Genomic DNA, 17,939 nt, shown 5'->3' with positions numbered 1-17,939 from the left:
TGTTCAGGGGTCTCGCGTGTTTCCTACTGTAACACCGCCAAACCACCCGAAACAGTCTACGGAGCGCCATACGGCGTTTCGTGCTGCCTTCTTAAGCCATATCGGTACCGCGTGGGCTCGCGCGTCCGCAACTAAGACCGCCCCTTCGGTGCGAGTGAGCGCCGCTGACCTGGCAGGTTTCGAGTTCTTCACGCCCTCACGTTCCGTGGGGTCGGCCCTGGTCATCGACATAGACCGACCAGATGCGATCCTCGAGATCTTTGACACGATCCCGGCGGAGATCCGCCCCTCCTGGATCGTGGAGACCCGCAAGGGCGCACAAGCCGGCTGGATGATCGACCCGGTAGACCTCCGCTCAACCGCCCGTGAGCGCCCGGTCGCCTACGCGCGCGCCGTTGGCGCTGCGCTGCGCTCCGCGCTGACCGGCGACGAAGCGGTAGACCCGCTGACCCCCGTGCGGGTCCGCAACCCCACCTATGCCCGTGTGGAGCTGCGCGCGTCGGCCACTCCCCCGGTCTACGGGCTCAGGCATCTACACCAGGCGCTCAAAACGGCGGACCTATGGCCCGAGGGGATGCGCTTCACCGGCCGCAGCGCCACCAAGAAAGCTCACCGCGCGATCGCGGCCGCGATCGACACCGGAAACCGGAACCAGACCGTGTTCGACGTCGCCCGCCACGCCGCCTACGCCGGCGAAGATTTCGAGGCTGTGGCCTGGGAGACCAACGACGCAGCACCCGAGCCCATGAAAGCCGCTGAGGTGCACGGGATCATCCGAAGCATCACCCGCTACATGGCGAACCCCCGTGGCCACCGCTCCACAGTCGCCGTTCCGTCCCAGATACGGGAACTCATGGCAGAGATGGGACGACGCGGCGGATCAGCCAACACGGCTGCGCAGCGCGCCGCCCGCGCGCTAGGCCCTGCCGCGTCCGCAGCGGCCCGCAAGCCCCGCACAGACACCAAAGCCCGCCAGGCCCAGAAGATGCGCGCACAGGGCCATTCAGCGGCCTCTATCGGGCAGAAGCTCGCGGCCGCACCAGCCACGGTTTACCGGTGGCTACGCCGGCATGTGCAGCATCAGTGCCAATTCTCATCGGTGGAGCATCAGGTGTTCCGTAGACCCCTCCGCCATACACGGGCTCACCCCCGGCACCCGTCATGGCCACCGCGCCGGCCTGGAACACCCTGCGAGATCCCCACCCGCTGGCCTGACTCCCCCGGCGACAGCAGCTCAGGACCGCCCAGCGGTCCACTCCGCAGCTAACCGCCCTGCTTCGGGACGGACCTCTACTACCCCATCGGGTAGCCCTGCCCTATAGGACGCTCGAATGCAGCCCCGCAGAGCCAACGCGTGCACCGCAGCTTTCAATCGTGCAGCGGTCAGCCCTGCACCACTGAGACTCCACAGGGGAATCGGTGGTGCTCCGTGGCCGATCCGTTCCAGGATGGCCAGCAGTGCTGCGTACTCCCCCGCAGTCGGTCCCTCAGTCTCCGCAGCAGTCATCGCAGCTCCCCTCGTCGTCGTGACTCCCACGCTAATCAGCCCGTATGACACGTCCCAGGCCACCGCCTGCCCTCAGCACCAGCGACCGCACCACAGCTCAACAGGTGAACAGTTCCGCCCGGTTGGTGTCTCGCGCAGGGTGCCAAGTCTCCCCCGCCCCTCCATATCTCTGTAAGTATTATTTATGGTTTGCCGTTTGTATGGGCGCCCGTACATACATACTCCCGTACACCCGTCGGGACGGGGAAACGGGTAGCTGCTATGATGGTGATATATCTAAACGGGCTGCCATAAATACGGCAATATTATTCCTGGTAACCCGTCGCACCTTAGATGTAGCGCAACGGGGAACCATAGACACGGAGGTATGGAGATATGCGAGTTGCTTATCTGAACGGTAAGGGGGGCGTAGGTAAGACTTCCTCGTCTCTAATGAGTGCCGAAGCGGCCTACAGGGCCGGGTACAGCTCCGAAGTCATCGACGCTGACCCCCAGGGGAGCGCGAGTAGCTGGGCCGAGGCGGCCGAGGCAGCGGGAACCCCGCTGCACTTCCCGGTGAACATCGCCAACCGTGCAACCCTCGCTAAGACCGTGGAGAAGTCCACCGTTGATTTCCTGTTCATCGACACCGCGCCCAATGATCCCGCGATCATCGACGCGGCAGCCGCCGCCGCAGATATGGTCGTCATCCCCACAGGGACCACCATCGCTGACATGGACCGGGCCATTCAGACCTATGAGGCTATGACGACTCCCGCCGCGATCCTGCTGTGGCGAGTTGACCAGCGGCACCAGCTCTACAAGCAGTCCCGCGAAATGCTCACCGATGCTGATATCGCCGTCTTTACGACGGCGATCCCGGACCGCCAGGAGATCAACCGGGCCTGGCATACGGACCTCTCCGGGGTGCGGCTCCACGGTTATGAGGAAGTCATTACCGAACTCAGCGCCACTATGCGCGCCCTGACCAGCTAAGGACCACAGACCATGAGCGCACCAAAGCCGAACCCAATGGCCGCAGCCATACAGCGCAGGAACAGCGCACCCAAGCCCGACCAGGCCGGGGGAGTGGCACACACCTTCCGCGAGGTCACCGAGACCTCCCCGACGAAGAAAACCACCTTTGATCTACCCGAGGACGTGCATCGCACGTTGAGGTGGGAAGCACTCAAGCGGGATGTATCCATGCGCGATGTGGTGCTTCGCTACATCTACGAAGGCATGGAACGCGACGGCATTACGACTATCCCGAAGGACTGAAAGCGCTATGGAAGAGCAGTTCATAACCGTCAACTATGGCGACACCATTTCAGTTGCCCCGAACTCAGACGGCGAAGCCGCCGTGAAGATCGAGAACACAGCTTTCGTGGAGCCCGCTCGGTGGATCAATGTCGCTATGAGTGGCTATGACCGCAATCACGCGATAGACGACCTCATTGACGCCTTGCAGCAGCTACGCGCTGTGCAGGACTGAAGACCGTAGGACGGTCCTGGAGAGCGTTGATCGGTTGATCCCGTAGCGGCGCGCTACCTCAGCTTTGGGGACACCCTCAGCCACCAGGCGGCGCGCAGCGTCGGCATCTTCCGCAGAGAGCGCCAGCGGCCGGCCCTGATAGGCGCCACGAGCTTTCGCCGCCGCGATCCCGTCAGCTTGTCGCTCACGGATGATCGAGCGTTCCAGATCAGCCACCGAGCCCAAGAGACGCAGTTGGAATCGAGCGTAGGGGTCGGAGCCGGAAGGCGAGTAAGTCACCGACTCAGCCACGAAGCGCAGTCGAACTCCCTTGGCCATCAGCTCATCGGTGATCTGACTCAGGTCGATCACCGACCGGGCCAGCCGGTCCATCGAGGCCACCACCACTTCATCGCCGACCCGCACATAGCTCAGCAGTCGTCCAAGCTCAGGCCGGCCGCGCCGAGAAGAAGTCGAAGCGTGTTCCTCGAAACTCATGTGAACATCACCAACGGCTGCCTGCTGGCGATCCAAATTCTGATCCGTGGTCGAGACCCGCAGGTAGGCCACCCGATGCCCTTCAATTTGTGGCGTCATGTCTAAGATCTTCGCTAGACCGCGCGGACACGTCACGCGACGTGCCCCGACTGTGTGGATTGCAGCGCTAAATGGCGGTGATATCGCATCGTTTTGTGGCGCACCTATTGGTCAAGTTTCCGGTTGGGCGCGTTGAAGCTCTCGGTAGATCGTCGCTCGGGAGACGTCGAAGAGCTCTGCCAGTTCAGTCTGGGTGTGGGTCCCAGCCTTATGCGTAGTCAGGAGATGCTTCCGCTTCGAGGGAGAAAGCTTGGGCTGCTTGCCCCGGAGTCGACCCTTCGACTTCGCGACTGCCATTCCTTCTCTGGTGCGTGCGCGTATGAGGTCGGCTTCGAACTCTGCCACCATGCCTAGGACGTTGAAGAGCAGCCGGCCTACCGCGTCGTTGGGGTCGTAGAGGCTGCCGCCGATGCTGAGCGTCACCCCTTTGGTGGTGAGTTCATCCGCGATGTTCCGTGCGTCAGGCAGTGAGCGGGCGAGGCGGTCGAGCTTCGTGACCACCAGGGTGTCTCCTGAGCGGACGGCTGCGAGGGCTTCGCGGAGTCCGGGTCGGGTTCGGTTGGTGCCGGTGAGTCCGTGGTCGACGTAGACCTGATCGGGGTCGACGCCGAGGGTGATGAGTCCTTCGCGTTGGGCGGTGAGGTCTTGTCCGGTGGTCGAGACCCGGGCGTATCCGATCTTCAGTCCAGTCATGGCCCTCAGTGTTGCAGATAAGGGGCCTTCACCGTGCTTTTAATCGGGCGGGGTATACGTGCACTCTGAGCCCAGTATCTGTATGGAGTGGTTTGAGGGTGGGGGAGTGCCCGGTGGACGACCGGCTTACGGGCAGCTTGCGGACGGTGGGGTGACTTTGCGCACCGCGAATAAAATCCTCTCCTATCGCCGTGGGGCCCTCGGCGCCGCATCCGTACCAGTGCCAATGCCAGGACTCAAGGTTCAGTCTTAGCTGAGCCCTGCGGCGGCCCCGGTGACACCACCGGCCAGCAAAGGAACGGTTTAGGGGCTGAACCGCACTGGGATTGATGGAGACTCCGGCTATAGGGATTCCACCAGCTCGTTGGCTCTGGTGCTGTCATCGTAGAACAGGGCCTCGAACTCAGCCGGTGGCCGGTCACCGAGGTAGCCATGAAGCCGCTCGGTGTTGTGCCAGTGGACCCATCCCAGAGTCGCGAGCTCCACGTCTTCGACCGTCTTCCATGGCCCCCGCTGAGTCCGCACCGGCCCTCGGATCAGCTCGGCCTTGTAGTAGCCGTTGACGGTCTCGGCCAGAGCATTGTCATAGCTATCGCCAACGGTGCCGATCGAGGGGGTCGCCCCGATCTCTGCCAGTCTCTCGCCGTATCGAATGGAGGTGAATTGAGATCCTGCATCGCTGTGGCACCGGAGTTGCTCATGCCGTGGACCTCGTGACCAGCGGGCCATCTCGATGGCATCGAGCACTGTCTCGGTGCGCATCGTCGACGCGACCCGCCACCCGACGATCGCCCGGCTGAACGCATCGATGATGAAGCAGACATACGCGACACCGGCCCAGGTCGGCACGTAGGTCAGATCGGTGACCCAGAGCCGATTCGGCGCGATCGCGGTGAACTCGCGATTGACCAGATCCGGATGCCGCGGGGCTTCAGGGTCGGGTGTGGTGGTGCGGAGCTTCTTACGCCGAAGAACACCCTCGAGACCAGCTTGGCGCATCAGTCTCGCCGTCTGATCTCTACCGATCTTCAGGCCGGCCCGGTTCGCGGCCTTCCAGAGCTTCCTGGCGCCATAGACCCCGTAGTTCTGAGCATGGAGTTCTACCAGCTGCGGGATCAGCTCGGCATCTCTGACACTGCGGGCCGAGGGGGCACGGTTCTTCGCGGCGTAGTAGGTGCTCGGAGCCACATGCAGGATTGCGCAGATGGGCTCGACTCCGAGTCGACGACCGTCGATGACGTCGTCCTTGTTCGCGTCGATGAAGGCGACTATCTCGGTGACTGGCGGTCGAGCTCCGCCCCGAAGAAAGTCGCGGCCCGCTTCAGGATCTCGTTGGCCCGCCGCAGTTCACGGTTCTCTTGTTCCAGGGCCTTCTCGCGGGCGGACTGCTCGGTGCTGACACCGGGGGCATGCCCGTCATCGATGTCAGCTCGGCGGACCCAGGACCGGACTGACTCGGGGCCGTAGCCCAGCTGGGTCGCGACCCTTTTCACGGTGCCGCGGTCAGTGCCCAGCTCCTTGCGCAGCTGGCGGACCATACGCACCGCTGCGGCCTTCTCCTGTTCGGAGTAGCGGCGCGTGGTCGCGATGCCCGGGTTGATCTCTCTTGACATGTCTCCATCATCCTTTCCAAACGATGGAGTCTCCAAGAATCCCAGTGCGGTTCAGGGCAGACTGGTCGGGTGATCCTGCGGTGTCGGCCCGCAGAGCTGAAAGCTAACACTACGAATGGAGCCTCATGCCTACACCGCAAGCCCAGACACCATCCCAGAGGCCATCGGAGTACCAACGCAACGCCTTCGCCCCAGCGATCCTTGCAGCGATCGTCTGCCTGGCCGGGATCGTCCTGATCGACCACGAGTACTACTTTGAGGTCCGCTACATCATCACGATCCTCGCCGTCATCATCGGGTGGTTCGCTCTGCAGGCACGCCAGTGGTGGTGGGTCCCCGCGATGCTCGCTATCGCGGTGTTGTGGAACCCTCTCTACATATTCGAATTCGATGGCCCGCAGTGGGCTGGGGCGCACGTGACCGTCGCAGGTGTCTTCCTCGCAGCCGGCATCTTGATCAAGACACCACGGAAGCCGGTCGCTGGCCGGTCTGGCGCGTGAAGCGCCCAGGGATGAGGTTGCCCGCCATCGCTGGGGCTGCACGATGCCGGCACGCACCGCACTGGCCGGATCGAAGTTCTGGCTCTCCATGAGAAGGGGCGGCGGCGCTGCAGGGGGACGGTCAGTGTCAGTCCCGCACCTGTGCCACCCGGAGGAACCGCACCCCCGAGGCGGCCCCTTCCTCGGTGACTGTCTGTTTCGTCTGGTCGCTGTTCTGACTTTGATCTGCGTTGCAGAAATGCGTTGTGGCGTTGTTCTCAGAGGTATGCGGAGATCAGCGCGAACAGGGCGAAGCCAGACGTCAGGACTACGGGCCCCAGCGGGCTGGTGTCGCCCTTGTGTGCTTCAGCAAGCATCTCTTCGATGACCATACTGATCAGTATTCCGCCGGTAAACGCCAGCACAGATACGGTCAGCAGTTCAGGCGCTGATTGGAGCACGAAATAACCTAGAGCTGCTCCGGTGAAGACTGGGATGCCGAAGGCTAGGGCGAGCAGGATCCGTTTGCTGCGGTTGACTCCTGCTCGACGCAGGGTGGCGATGGCGGCGAAGCCTTCAGGTGCATCTGCGGGCACTTGACCAAGGGCCAGTATCAAACCGAGTCGTGGGTCGATGAGAGTCCCGGCGCCGATCATTATCCCGTCGCTGAACAGGTCCAGAGAAACACCAGCGAAGATCGCCCAAGGACCGTTGCTCTCAGTACCGCGTCCTAGACGGTGGCGCACGGAGTCGATGACACGTTCTAGTCCCATGAAGCCCAACCCACCTGCCGCCAGTGCGAGGATCGGCACCCATGCGTGGGTCGCTGAGAGGGCTTCCGGCATCAGTTCAAGTCCGACGACGGCTAAGACGATGCCAGCGGCGAGATGCAGTGCCAGGCTCAGGGTGCGGTCGGAGACCTTGGTGATTTCCGCGAGCAGTCCACCGAGAAAGTTCCCGGCAGCCGGCAAGGCTGCAAGGACCAGGACGAGGGTGAATCCCTGCATCGTTTAACCTCCAAGGTGTTTCATCGGCGCGAGACTCTCGTAGAGAATTCGCAGCGGCACTACGCGGTCAACGGGCTGGTGCGGTGAGGTGTGGCCTGGTTCTCGGTTCTGCTGAGATGAAAGCATGTTCGGCTGAGGGAGTGCGGGCGGCGCGCAGCCCGTTGAGGATGACGAAGACTTCAGCGATCTCATGGACCAGCACGACAGCGGCTAGACCGAGGACACCGGTGATCGCCAGGGGGAGCAGCACGATGATCAGCGCCAGTGACAAGACGATGTTCTGGGTGATGATCCGTCGGCCTCGCCGGGTGTGATCAAGTGTCTGGGGGATGCGACGGAGGTCTTCGCCGGTGAAAGCGACATCTGCTGATTCGACTGCGGCGTCCGAGCCGGTGGCGCCCATGGCGATACCGACGTCTGCGGTGGCCAGGGCGGGGGCGTCATTGATGCCGTCACCGATCATCGCCACCGGACCTGCTCCGGCTTCGCGCAGCTGGGTCACGGCGCGTGCCTTGTCTTGGGGGCGCAGCTGAGACCGGACCTCGGTGATGCCCGCCTCGTGGGCGAGTGCTTCTGCGGTGCGGGTGTTGTCCCCGGTGAGCATGGTCACGTCCAGACCCCGAGAGGTCAGGGACGTGATGACCTGGCTGGTCTCCGGGCGAAGCTCATCACGGACCCCGATCGCGCCAACCGGCTGACGCCCCCGGTGCAGGATCACCATGGTCATGCCTCGATTCTCGAAGTCTTCGACCTGTTCAGCGAGTTCACCTGGGCTGAGCCAGCGCGGATTCCCCACAGACATCGGCACCTCATCGACGATGCCGCTGATTCCTTGACCAGCCGTCTCTGTGACCTGCTGAGCATCGAGCACCTCGGTGGACTCGGCCGTGATGGCTGATGCCAACGGGTGGGTGCTATGGGCCTCCAGAGACGCCGCCCAGTTCAACGCCTGGGACCGGGTGGTGTCACCGGTGGTGAGTACCACGGTGACGGTGGGCTGATTGAGGGTCAGGGTTCCTGTCTTGTCCAGGGCCACATGGCGGATGCCACCGAGGCGTTCGAAGGCGGCGCCGGACTTGATGATCACTCCAAATTTGCTGGCTGCACCGATGCCAGAGACCACCGTGATCGGCACTGAGATCGCTAACGCGCACGGCGAGGCGGCCACCAGGACGACCAGGGCACGCTGCACCCATAGCTCCGAGTCACCGAAGATCCACCCGACCAGAGCGACCACGGTCGCCAGGAGAAGCACCCCTGGCACGAGGGGTCGAGCTAGACGATCGGCTAAGCGGGCTTGGTTGCCCTTCTGAGTCTGTGCCTGCTCGACCAGCTCCACGACCGTGGTCAGGGAGTTATCCGTGCCTGAGGCGGTGGCTTCGACGTCTAAGGCCCCGGAGGTGTTGATCGATCCGGCCAGCACGTCATCCCCGGGACTGACTTCTACAGGGATGGATTCTCCGGTGATCGCTGAGACATCCATGCTGCTGTGCCCAGAACGCACCACCGCGTCGGTGGCCAGACGCTCACCAGCGGCCAGACGCAGCACATCACCGGCGACGAGATCCTCAACCGGTGTGGTGCGTTTTGAGCCATCGGCCGCGAGCACGGTGGCGGTGGTGGGGATCAGGCCGAGTAATGAACGCAGCCCAGACTGGGCCCGGTCCATGGAGAGGTCCTCCAGCGCCTCGACGATCGAGTACAGGAAAGCCAGAGCGGCGGCTTCCTCGATATACCCCAGAAGAACTGCGCCCGTCGCGCTGATCGTCATCAGCAGCCCAATTCCTAGCCGACCGCGAGTGAACAGTCCCGTCAGCGCCCCCGGGACGAACTGGGAGGCACCGGAGAGCAGCGAACTCCAGAACAGCACCATAGCGAGCGTCTCGGCTTCGCTGGAGAGCCACTCCACCAGGAGCCCGAACACCAGCAGCAGGCCCGAGGATGCAGGAATCAGCACGGAAAGGCTACGCCACCACGGGGTGTGGCGCTCTTGCTCAGCGGCCGGTCCGGGGGCTTCGCAGCCGCAGGCCGATGTGGTCACCGCTGGGCCGCCTGGCCCTCGCAGCACCCTGCTACCGTGCATTGCGGATCCACACAGGGGGCCTCTTCATCGACAGCCAGTGTGGTCTCTACCAGCGTGTTCAGCGCCCGAGACAGGTGAGTGTCGACGATCTCGTAGCGGGTCTTCCGTCCCTGATGCTCCACGACGATGATCCCGCAGTCCCGCAGGCATGCCAAGTGGTTCGACACATTCGACCGCGAGAGCCCCAGCTCCCGAGCAAGATCCCCGGGATACCGTGGCCCCTGGAGCAGCAGCAGCAGGATTCTCGAGCGGGTGGGATCAGCCATTGCCCGACCCAGCCGGTTCATCACATCGAGACGCGAAGCAATAGTCAGCATGCGCTGAACTATACATTAAGTGGTGAACTGTTTGGAGAGTCTCCTACGGCCTCGGTGGGCGAGAAAAGTTTCTCAATTCCCCCGCCCCGGGAGTCTTGGCAGACACCAGAAAACCCCAGGGCTACCTTCGTAGTGAGGGCGGCTCTTTGATCAGATGGGCATGACTACTTCGTTGGCGAACCAGTCTTGGAGAGCGTAGGTCCAGTCATTCCAGATGCCGGTGACCATTAACAGGCCCACGGTGATCAACATGCCCCCGCCCAGTCGCATGACAGTGGTCTTATGCCGGGTGAAGAACTTCAAGGTGCGCATGCCACGTTGCATGCCTGCGCTGATGAGGATGAAGGGGATTCCCAGTCCCAGGCAGTAGGCAAACACCAGGAGGGCTCCGCGTGTGGAATCTTCTCCGTAGACCAGAGCCAGGACCGCGGCCAGGGTTGGTCCGATACACGGCGCCCAGCCGATCCCGAAGGTCGCACCGAGGAAGGGTGCTCCGAGCAGTCCGTCTGGTGGGCGGCGGTGGATCTTTCGTTCACGCTGGAAAAAGCTGAAGGCGCCCATGAAGATCAGGCCCATGAAAACGACGATGACCCCGAGCAGCTGAGTGACCCAGCCTCCCTCGACCCTGAGCCAGGTCGTGGCGTAGATGAATACGGACCCGATCAGCATGAAGACCACGCTGAACCCCAGGACGAAGAGCAACGCGCCGAGCACCATGCGTGAACGCGAGCGTTGATGCAGTTCAACCCCGGAGAGCCCGGTGATATACCCAAGGTAGCCAGGCACCAGCGGCAGCACGCACGGAGAGAGGAAGGAGACCAGGCCCGCGAGCATGGCAACCGGTGCTGCCAATAACAGCGAGCTGTCGAAGACGATTTCTGCGAAAGGGTTATTCGTGGTGGCTGCGCCGAGCATCAGCGGTTCCCCCTCTGCTCCTCGCCGACGCTGTCAACGACGCCGCTGCCGGTTAAGTCGCGTTGATCTTCTTCCAGTATGGTGCTGATCAGGGTGCGCAGTGTGCTCGGCTCGATGATTCCTACGACACGAGCGCTGACCCGAGCCTGGGTGTCCAGGACCAACGTCGTGGGTACCGCGGAGGGGTGGACGTAATCGGTCATGGCCATCATGACCTCTCCGGTCCGGTCCTCCATGGAGGGGTAGGTGATGCCGAAGTTCCGTTCAAAAGCCTCGGCAGTCGCTTGAGTATCGCGGGTATTGATCCCGAAGAATTGGACGCCATCGGGTCTGAACTCCTCATAGGCGGCTTGTAAGTCGGGAGCCTCTACCCGGCACGGAGCGCAGGCGGCGTACCAAAAGTTGAGGATGGTGACCTCACCCTGGAGGGTTTCCGGGGTGATCTTCGTACCGTTGAAGAGTTTGGCCTCGAAGGCCACGGCAGCTCCACGATTATCAGGTGCGTACTCCTCCACGGAGCCGTCACCAGAGATGTAGTTCGTTCCATCATTTTGTGCTCGCTGTGCTAAGTCGTCATTCTCGGAGCCGCAAGCACTGACCATAAACGCCGTGGCGGTCAACGCGATCGTGGTGAGGGCGTGCCGGCGGGTCCGAGGTGTGGGTGAAGAATCTGCTGTCATGGAGTCTCCTGGTGTGAGATCTTCGCGGTCCTGTGCGGCCGGTCGGGCTCTGTGCTTGCCGTCCTCGCCGCGCTCTGGGACAAGGGGACCCGCACGCTTTAGGAGAAGTTCAGAGCGCCAACGATCACGAGTCCCGCGATCAGTACGAACCATGTCAGCAACACGGTGCCGTGGTGCTCCAGCACGGTCCGTTCCAGTCGTGGGGGTCCTCCAGATCTCTGGTGGCCCCATCGGCTCAGGGATTCGAGGCTGACGTACCACATGGAGGAGAACATGGCTGCCCACGCGAGCATGCAATAGGGGCAGAGCGCTTCGATGCTGAATAGGCTCTGAGACATCAACCAGCCGACGAAGAACGTGCCAAGTGTGACACCGGCCTGCAGGCCGCCCCAGTACCACCCGCTCAGGCGGGCACCACCCAGAAGTGCCCCGCCAGTGGCAGCGACCAGTGCAAATCCTACGAGGCCGATATACGGGTTGGGAAAACCAAAGACCTCAGCTTGCCAGGAGTTCATCACCGGCAAACAGGACACGGTCTCGCCCAGGGTGCAGCTCGGAGAATAGAAGGGGTTAGTCAGCAGCCAGTACTTCTCCACCGCGAGGATGAAAGAAGGCACCAGTCCCAGGACACCAGAGACGAAGAGCACCAGCCCGGTGACCTTGGAGGGTAGCCCCGGAACGGTTTTAGTTGATGCTGGCGCGGAACTTTCAGACGACTCAGGTGTGGGGCGTGTCCTCACTGAGCTTCGAGGGCTTCATCAAGGGGGTCTGTGAGGTCTTCGATCGACTCAGGGTTGAGCTGTTCGTCGTTGACGAAGAACGTCGGTGTCCCCTGGAGTTGAAGCTCTACAGCATCGTCAAAGTCCGCTTGGACCCGGTCTGCGACCTCATCGGAGAAGTAGTCCTCTTCCCATTGGTCCATGTCGAGTCCGAGTTCCTCGGCGTAGCCACGGAACACATCGTCCTGAGGGTCTTCGTTGTGGCTCCATTGCTCCTGGGTCTCGTACATCTTCTGATACATCGCCTCGAGTTCACCCTGTCGGGCGGCAGCTTCTACAGCGTGGGCCGCCTGCCGGGAGTTTGGGTGTCCATCGAGAGGGAAGTAGCGGATCACGAAGGACACTTCTCCTTCGTAGCGTTCCCGAAGATCTTCGACGGTGGGATAGATCGCGCCGCAGGCTTCGCACTCGAAGTCCAGGAACTCCACAAAGGTCACATCGCTCTGTGGGACGTCGTCGAGTCTGCGTGAATCTTCTCTGACGATCAGCTCGGAGTTCACTGCGCTGGACTCCGAGGCAGGGGGCGTCTCTTCTGGGGAATCGCGGAAGATCATGATCGCGACCACGGCTAGGACCACGACGACTGCTACGCCAAGAAGCCATCGTAGGGTCTTTTTCTTGGTGGCCGTTCCGCCAAGGGGGCTGTTGATAGGGGGACCTGGGGGGTGATCAGCAGACATGGGGATCCGTTCTTGAGGCAGGTTCTTGGTCACCGGTAGAGCGCAGCTCACCGGGGCAGAGCATCACGAGCCATCGCCGAGGCGCAGAAACGATCAAGTCTCAGACGCGCTTCACGAGGCCAGGATGAGCTCTGGTGGCCCCCGAAGAGGAGTGGGCCCCTCCCCAGGGCGAGGTTTGACGGGCGCCCATATCGTGTTTGCCACGGCCACACAGGCTGGGTAGGACGCCCGGGGTATGACCCCGGGCAGCGGCTGAAACAGCGACATCCCCAGCACTAGGTACAGCACTTCTACCAGCCCATCGCCGCGACGAATCACCGCGTAGGTGACCACCAGAGCCACCACATGAATCGAGAGGGCGCCGAATTCGAGATGGATCAGCAGCGGATGCTGATGATCCCCCACAGCAGCGGGACCTGGCCCGAACAACAGGTGAAGGAACACTTGACCAGTGAGTACCGCACTGACGAGTCGTCCTCGGCTGCGCGGCACGCGTGAGAGACCGATGCAGACCGGGATGGCCACAGTGAGGGCGAGGAGAACTATTACTGGTTCCGGCACATGGCCGGTGGCGGAGTAGTGAGCCACAGCGGTTGAGAGTACGGCGGTGAAACCGATGATGAGACCCCGGGCGACCCGTCCAAGACCGCGAAGATTTGAGGCGTACACAGCACCCTGCCTCCTCCCAGTCTCCCCACCCCACGGGTGGGGATCGGCTATCTGCGGAAATTCTACAGGACGTAGAAAACGGCATACCGAGAGGTACCTGTGGCGAGCCACCGAAGCCCGGCTCGGCAGCTGCGAACCCATCTGAAGGCCTGCGGGGATCGTTCCCGCGCGACTGACGGTCAGCCTCGTGGTGTAGATGCTGCCATCGCCGGTCTGTGTAATGCTGCTCGCCGGTCAGACGGCACTGATGTGGTCAAGGCGCCGCCCTGGATCTCGCTCGCGTCAGGATGCGGACCCAACGTTGAGCAGGAATGTCCGGTCGTGGCCGAAGGGCTCGACCCTGGGGGGGGGGGCATCACCGGCTGGGGTCTCAGCAGGGACCACCAAGCGCGCGGGTTCATCTCCTGACTTGCAACCGGGGCCCGCCGATTGACGCATCAGCGTCAGAGTTTGCGGCGCCTGGTGACAGTGATGATTACTGCGCCCAGCACCACTGCGCCCAGCACCACCGCAGCGAGGACAAGCGCCTGCCAGGCGGGTAGGCTGCCTGAATCCTGGGTCCCGGAAAGGTCGGCGTCCGCCTCGGAGGTGGGGTTCCGCTCAGGGCTCTGAGAAGACGCTGGTGGGACTGGGGTGCCAGCCTGTTCTGGGTCCTCGTCGGTGGGTTCGGAGCTGGCATCCTGTGCAGACGGTGATTCTGCTGCGACGCTGAACCGGTAGCTGCCTTCGATGCGGTGTCCGTCAGAGGACACCACCGACCATTGCACCCGGTAGTCCCCGGCGCCCACGTCAGGCAAGGGCACGGTGGCGGTACCAGAATCGATGCGCGGGGGAGTATCGGTGATGACCTCGCCCTCGGCGTCAGAGACGATGATCAGCGGGTTCATCTCCACCAGTTCCCCAGAAAAGGTGAGCGAGACCTGGTGCGGGGGTTCCTGCAGCACGGCTCCGTCCGACGGGGTGGTGTCCACCAGGACGTCGTGGGCCAGAGCTCGGGGCGCGGTGACGGTGCTGAGCACACCGAGCAGAGCGACGATCATGGTGAATATAAAGACTCGGGGTAGAACTCGGGCAGGGCGAGCAGAAACGTGGCTTCGCATCAGGCCATCCTAAAAGGACAGGAGCGCTGAACCCCTCTCTGCGTCTACAGGGACGGGGCTACGGCGTCATCAAAAGCCCCTGCACGGGATGCTGAAGAGGATGTCTGCTCCGGTGTCACCAGGCTGAGGGCCTGCCTGCAAGAGGTGCAGCCTGGTCGCTGGTGTGAAGCACCAGGGCACCGTCATGGGTCCGGACGGGATCGAGGCTAGCCTTGGCGGGTGAAAAATTTGATGCGTATTGGTCGTCCGTCGGTGTGGTGGTTCGTTCTCGGGGGTCTGCTCGCAGCGGTGTTCGCTACCGTGGCCGGGCTGCTGATGACCGGTGCCTCCGCTCCGAGCTCCTTGGCCGATCCTGGCTCGGTGGTGCGGTGGGGCACGCCGATCGTGACAGTGCTCCTGAACCTGACGGCGACCGTGGCCATCGGGGCCTTCTTCCTTTGTGCCTTTGTTCTTCCCCGACGGCGCCCGGAGATCAACGCCCAGCCCGACACCCGGGGCGGTATCGAGGGTGCGGAATCCGCTGCTGGATCCGGGAAGGATCCAGTGGGGGGTGCCTGGCGTTTCGCCGCCGGCATCGGGATGTTCGCGGTGGTCCTCTGGGTCCCGACACAGCTGGCGCACTTGGTCCTGACCCACCTCGCGGCCCTTGGCACGGGGATCGGCAGCGTGTCCTACATGGATCATTTGATGCAGTACGTCACCGAGATCGATGCGGGACGCATTCTTGTGGCTGGGGCGCTGATTGTCGTCCTGGCCTCTGCGGTCGCGGTCACTGTCACTGGGTACACCTCAGCTGCTGTGACCCTGTTGTTAGGTGTGCTGGCCCTGGTGCCGCTGGCCCTGACCGGTCACGCCGCAGGAGCAGCCAATCACGAGCTGGCGGTGACTGCGATCTGGTTGCATGTGGTCGGGGTCACGATCTGGGCCGGCGGTCTCGCGGTGTTGTGCCTAGTGGCACCGCGCACCGGTCCAACTCTTGGCGCTGTGGTGCAGCGCTATTCACAGGTGGCCCTGTGGTGCTTTGTCCTGGTGGCCGTCTCGGGCATCGTCAGTGCCTGGATCCGGCTGGAGAGCGTGACGGACCTGGTCACAACGACCTATGGCTGGCTGTTGATGATCAAAATCGTGTTGACCCTGGTGCTGGGTGTGGCCGGGTGGTGGCACCGCCGGGTGACGATCCCGGCGATCGGCAGACACGCGGTCGCCTCCCAGGCCGACGTCGGTTCTGAAGCTAAGCCCCGTCAGGTTCGGGGTTGGGCGTTCTGGCGATTGGCCGGTGTGGAGGTGCTGGTCATGGGCGCGGTCATGGGAGTTGCCGGGGCTCTAGGCTCTTCGGCACCGCCCATTCCCCAGGAACCTGCTCCCACCGATTCGGGGTTGGCCTTCTTCCTGACTGGCAGCCCGGTGCCACCACCGCCGACGGTGCTGAGCTACCTCAGCCACTGGCGACCGGATCTGATGCTGGGCCTGCTCAGCGTCGCCGCCGTCCTGGTCTACCTGCGCTGGGTGGCGCGTCTGCGTCGGCGCGGCGAGATCTGGGCTCCGGGTCGTACCGCCAGCTGGATCATCGGCTGGGTGCTGTTCTACTGGTTAACCAACGGAGGCCCCAGCGTGTACGGCGGGGTCCTGTTCAGCGGATACGCGCTGCAACTGCTGATAATCACTGCGGTAGTGCCCTTTTTTTTGGTGCACGGAGCTGGCCCCACACTGGCGTTGCAGGCGTTGCCCCAACGCCAGGACGGTTCCCGTGGTCCCCGGGAATGGATTCTGCACCTGACTCGATCGCCCAGAGTGAGTGCCTTGGCCCATCCGGTGCTGCTGGCGGGGATTCTGGGTGGGTCCCTGCTGGGGTTGTTCTTCACTGCGCTGTTGGACCTCACGGCAGGCAGCTATTTCGCTCGCGCTGCCCTGGTGGTGTACCTGTTGCTGATCAGCGGCGCCTTCATCCAGGCTGTCACCAACGTCACGGGTCATCGTCAGACTTCCCATCTTGGACGATTGCTCGCTCTCGGAGTGATACTGGCCTGCTACGCCGTTCTGGGATTCGGCATCATTTCCCAGGCCGGAGTGCTTTCGGTGGACTACTTCGCACAGATGGGGCTGCCCTGGATGGACAATGCTCTGTCCGACCAGGACTTGGGGGGCATGATCGTTCTTGGTGTTGGGGGCGCAAGCATTGTGGCTCTAGCTCTCAGGGCCACGGCCACTCGGCGTTCACCTGCCCGGGCAGCATCAACGTCGCACCCTGTGCCCGTCCCCAGCGACAGGGGTGCATCTAGTGATTGAGGCCGATTCTGGAGGAGTCCCCCCGGCTGCACCATTCTTGTGGTTGGACTCGCAACAGGTACCAGGTAGAGCTACGACGGAGATCTCGAGGCTGGACAAAGACCCGCTTCAGTGCGGGCGCCAGGAGCTAAGTAGCGACCGTCGAGGAAACGACCTTGATCACCGCGCGGTGACCTGGGCGGGTGCGGATTGACTCGCCCTATGGTCATTGGCCGGTCACGTACTGGGGTTCTTGGAGAACTCGACGAGGGCAAGGCTCTGCGTCTCGGGCTATCGAGACTCTAGTGGTATGTTCGCCGTAGCTCTTCCGGGACGGGTTCATCCAGGGCCTCCGGCGCGTGCCCGGAGCCCTGCTGTGATGCCTCTTGGCGCACCTGCGCCTCCGCAGCTCGCTCACTGCGGTCCGCGCGGAAGATGGCACGCATAGCCATCCAGAACACCAGTCCCACTCCTATGGAGGGAGCAAGAACCTCAAAATACATCCAGAAGTTATCCATAAAATCCTAGCGCTAATACAGTTTTCGCGAGAGGCGCATTTTTTCAGTTATTCACACTTCGGTGTGCGTACTCCCGCGAGGGCGGTTCTGGGGCATCGGCGTGGCCGTCTGAAGTTCTTGCCCAGGATACGTGACTGGTAGTTGGTCGGGTTCCGGCAGCCGTGGCCACTGCTAGTTCGAAGGTGCTTCCCGCGTTGTGTGCAACGGCCTCTGAGTTCAGCATCTTGCGTAGGAGTTACGTCTCCACCCGAACCGCGACAGTCTGCTCCAGGCGGCGCTCTCGATGACGCGTGAATACTGGTCACCTTGCCACGCGATGAGCGTCCAGTTTTGGGGAGTCGTCGACACAGGCGCCGCTGGTTTCACCTGACATCCACGGCTGGTCCTTGCGCCGCGGCAGGAGATGGTGTGGTCACCGCCCGCAAACCGGTCGGCTTGCGGGCACTCGGACTCCCGTCGAGGGAATAATGCCCGCTGAGGGATCCTTGGGTTCTTGCGGTGATTGCAACACTTAGTAGATGGGTGTTGATATGACGGGCTACTCGATCTTTGTGAGACCGGATCTTCTCCAGGTGTTCTGGACT

At 62.7% G+C, this 17,939-nt stretch carries 17 protein-coding genes; 6 read left to right on the top strand and 11 right to left on the bottom strand.

Going from position 1 to position 17,939, the window contains the following annotated elements:
• The first annotated feature begins 154 nt into the window (after positions 1–154).
• From I2487_RS13915 to I2487_RS13900, 4 genes are all read left to right on the top strand, one after another.
• The gene (locus I2487_RS13915; protein ID WP_207172762.1) at positions 155–1,267 is read left to right on the top strand and encodes a replication initiation protein; all 1,113 of its coding nucleotides are present in this window, start codon (positions 155–157) and stop codon (positions 1,265–1,267) included.
• 615 nt (positions 1,268–1,882) lie between these two features.
• Complete coding sequence (locus I2487_RS13910) at positions 1,883–2,482, top strand: ParA family protein (RefSeq protein WP_207172763.1); 600 nt, start codon at positions 1,883–1,885, stop codon at positions 2,480–2,482.
• 12 nt (positions 2,483–2,494) lie between these two features.
• Positions 2,495–2,767 carry a hypothetical protein gene (locus I2487_RS13905; protein ID WP_207172765.1) on the top strand — a complete coding sequence of 91 codons (273 nt, stop codon included), beginning with the start codon at positions 2,495–2,497 and terminating at the stop codon, positions 2,765–2,767.
• A 7-nt stretch (positions 2,768–2,774) separates the two neighbouring features.
• The gene (locus I2487_RS13900; RefSeq protein ID WP_207172767.1) at positions 2,775–2,981 is read left to right on the top strand and encodes a hypothetical protein; all 207 of its coding nucleotides are present in this window, start codon (positions 2,775–2,777) and stop codon (positions 2,979–2,981) included.
• Here I2487_RS13900 and I2487_RS13895 read toward each other — a convergent pair.
• The 3 genes from I2487_RS13895 to I2487_RS13885 form a co-directional block, all read right to left on the bottom strand.
• Positions 2,961–3,557 carry a recombinase family protein gene (locus I2487_RS13895; protein WP_207172769.1) on the bottom strand — a complete coding sequence of 199 codons (597 nt, stop codon included), beginning with the start codon at positions 3,555–3,557 and terminating at the stop codon, positions 2,961–2,963. The genes I2487_RS13900 and I2487_RS13895 overlap by 21 nt on opposite strands.
• Before the next feature lie 111 nt (positions 3,558–3,668).
• A complete protein-coding gene (locus I2487_RS13890) occupies positions 3,669–4,250 on the bottom strand; it encodes a recombinase family protein (protein ID WP_207172771.1) in 582 nt (193 codons plus the stop codon).
• A 342-nt stretch (positions 4,251–4,592) separates the two neighbouring features.
• Positions 4,593–5,863, bottom strand: a protein-coding gene (locus I2487_RS13885) for an IS3 family transposase (RefSeq protein WP_207172773.1) whose coding sequence is annotated in 2 segments (ribosomal slippage) — positions 4,593–5,560 and positions 5,560–5,863 — 1,272 coding nt in all. Because the reading frame shifts where the segments join, the coding sequence is not laid out codon by codon here.
• Positions 5,864–5,988: 125 nt separating this feature from the next.
• On the opposite strand from I2487_RS13885, the gene I2487_RS13880 reads away from it, so the two are divergent.
• Positions 5,989–6,363 carry a DUF6804 family protein gene (locus I2487_RS13880; RefSeq protein WP_207172775.1) on the top strand — a complete coding sequence of 125 codons (375 nt, stop codon included), beginning with the start codon at positions 5,989–5,991 and terminating at the stop codon, positions 6,361–6,363.
• Positions 6,364–6,620: 257 nt separating this feature from the next.
• Here I2487_RS13880 and I2487_RS13875 read toward each other — a convergent pair whose 3' ends face one another.
• The 8 genes from I2487_RS13875 to I2487_RS13840 all read right to left on the bottom strand — a co-directional run bounded on the left by I2487_RS13875 (position 6,621) and on the right by I2487_RS13840 (position 14,512).
• The gene (locus tag I2487_RS13875) at positions 6,621–7,349 is read right to left on the bottom strand and encodes a ZIP family metal transporter (protein WP_207172783.1); all 729 of its coding nucleotides are present in this window, start codon (positions 7,347–7,349) and stop codon (positions 6,621–6,623) included.
• A 67-nt stretch (positions 7,350–7,416) separates the two neighbouring features.
• Positions 7,417–9,432 (bottom strand): heavy metal translocating P-type ATPase, encoded by a 2,016-nt coding sequence (locus tag I2487_RS13870; RefSeq protein WP_207172789.1) that lies wholly within the window; start codon positions 9,430–9,432, stop codon positions 7,417–7,419.
• Positions 9,387–9,749, bottom strand: a complete 363-nt coding sequence (cmtR, locus tag I2487_RS13865; protein WP_207172791.1) for a Cd(II)/Pb(II)-sensing metalloregulatory transcriptional regulator CmtR — start codon at positions 9,747–9,749, stop codon at positions 9,387–9,389. The genes I2487_RS13870 and cmtR overlap by 46 nt, the downstream gene beginning before the upstream one ends.
• Before the next feature lie 150 nt (positions 9,750–9,899).
• Complete coding sequence (locus I2487_RS13860) at positions 9,900–10,664, bottom strand: cytochrome c biogenesis CcdA family protein (RefSeq protein ID WP_207172793.1); 765 nt, start codon at positions 10,662–10,664, stop codon at positions 9,900–9,902.
• Positions 10,664–11,344 carry a TlpA family protein disulfide reductase gene (locus I2487_RS13855; RefSeq protein WP_207172795.1) on the bottom strand — a complete coding sequence of 227 codons (681 nt, stop codon included), beginning with the start codon at positions 11,342–11,344 and terminating at the stop codon, positions 10,664–10,666. The genes I2487_RS13860 and I2487_RS13855 overlap by 1 nt, the downstream gene beginning before the upstream one ends.
• A gap of 98 nt (positions 11,345–11,442) precedes the next feature.
• Entirely contained in the window at positions 11,443–11,991 is a 549-nt protein-coding gene (locus I2487_RS13850; RefSeq protein WP_207172797.1) for a vitamin K epoxide reductase family protein, read from the bottom strand.
• A gap of 89 nt (positions 11,992–12,080) precedes the next feature.
• Positions 12,081–12,803 (bottom strand): DsbA family protein, encoded by a 723-nt coding sequence (locus I2487_RS13845; RefSeq protein WP_255546435.1) that lies wholly within the window; start codon positions 12,801–12,803, stop codon positions 12,081–12,083.
• Between the two features lie 1,112 nt (positions 12,804–13,915).
• Positions 13,916–14,512: a copper resistance CopC family protein gene (locus tag I2487_RS13840; protein ID WP_207172799.1), complete on the bottom strand. Its 597-nt coding sequence runs from the start codon at positions 14,510–14,512 to the stop codon at positions 13,916–13,918.
• A gap of 279 nt (positions 14,513–14,791) precedes the next feature.
• Between I2487_RS13840 and I2487_RS13835 the strand changes: the two genes are divergently transcribed.
• Complete coding sequence (locus I2487_RS13835; protein ID WP_207172800.1) at positions 14,792–16,858, top strand: cytochrome c oxidase assembly protein; 2,067 nt, start codon at positions 14,792–14,794, stop codon at positions 16,856–16,858.
• The last annotated feature ends 1,081 nt before the right edge of the window (positions 16,859–17,939 follow it).

It is taken from the genome of Nesterenkonia sp. E16_10 (assembly GCF_017347085.1).
GTDB lineage: Bacteria > Actinomycetota > Actinomycetes > Actinomycetales > Micrococcaceae > Nesterenkonia.
The sequence above is the reverse complement of the archived record's forward strand: the minus strand, read 5'-3'. Positions and strand labels throughout refer to the sequence as shown.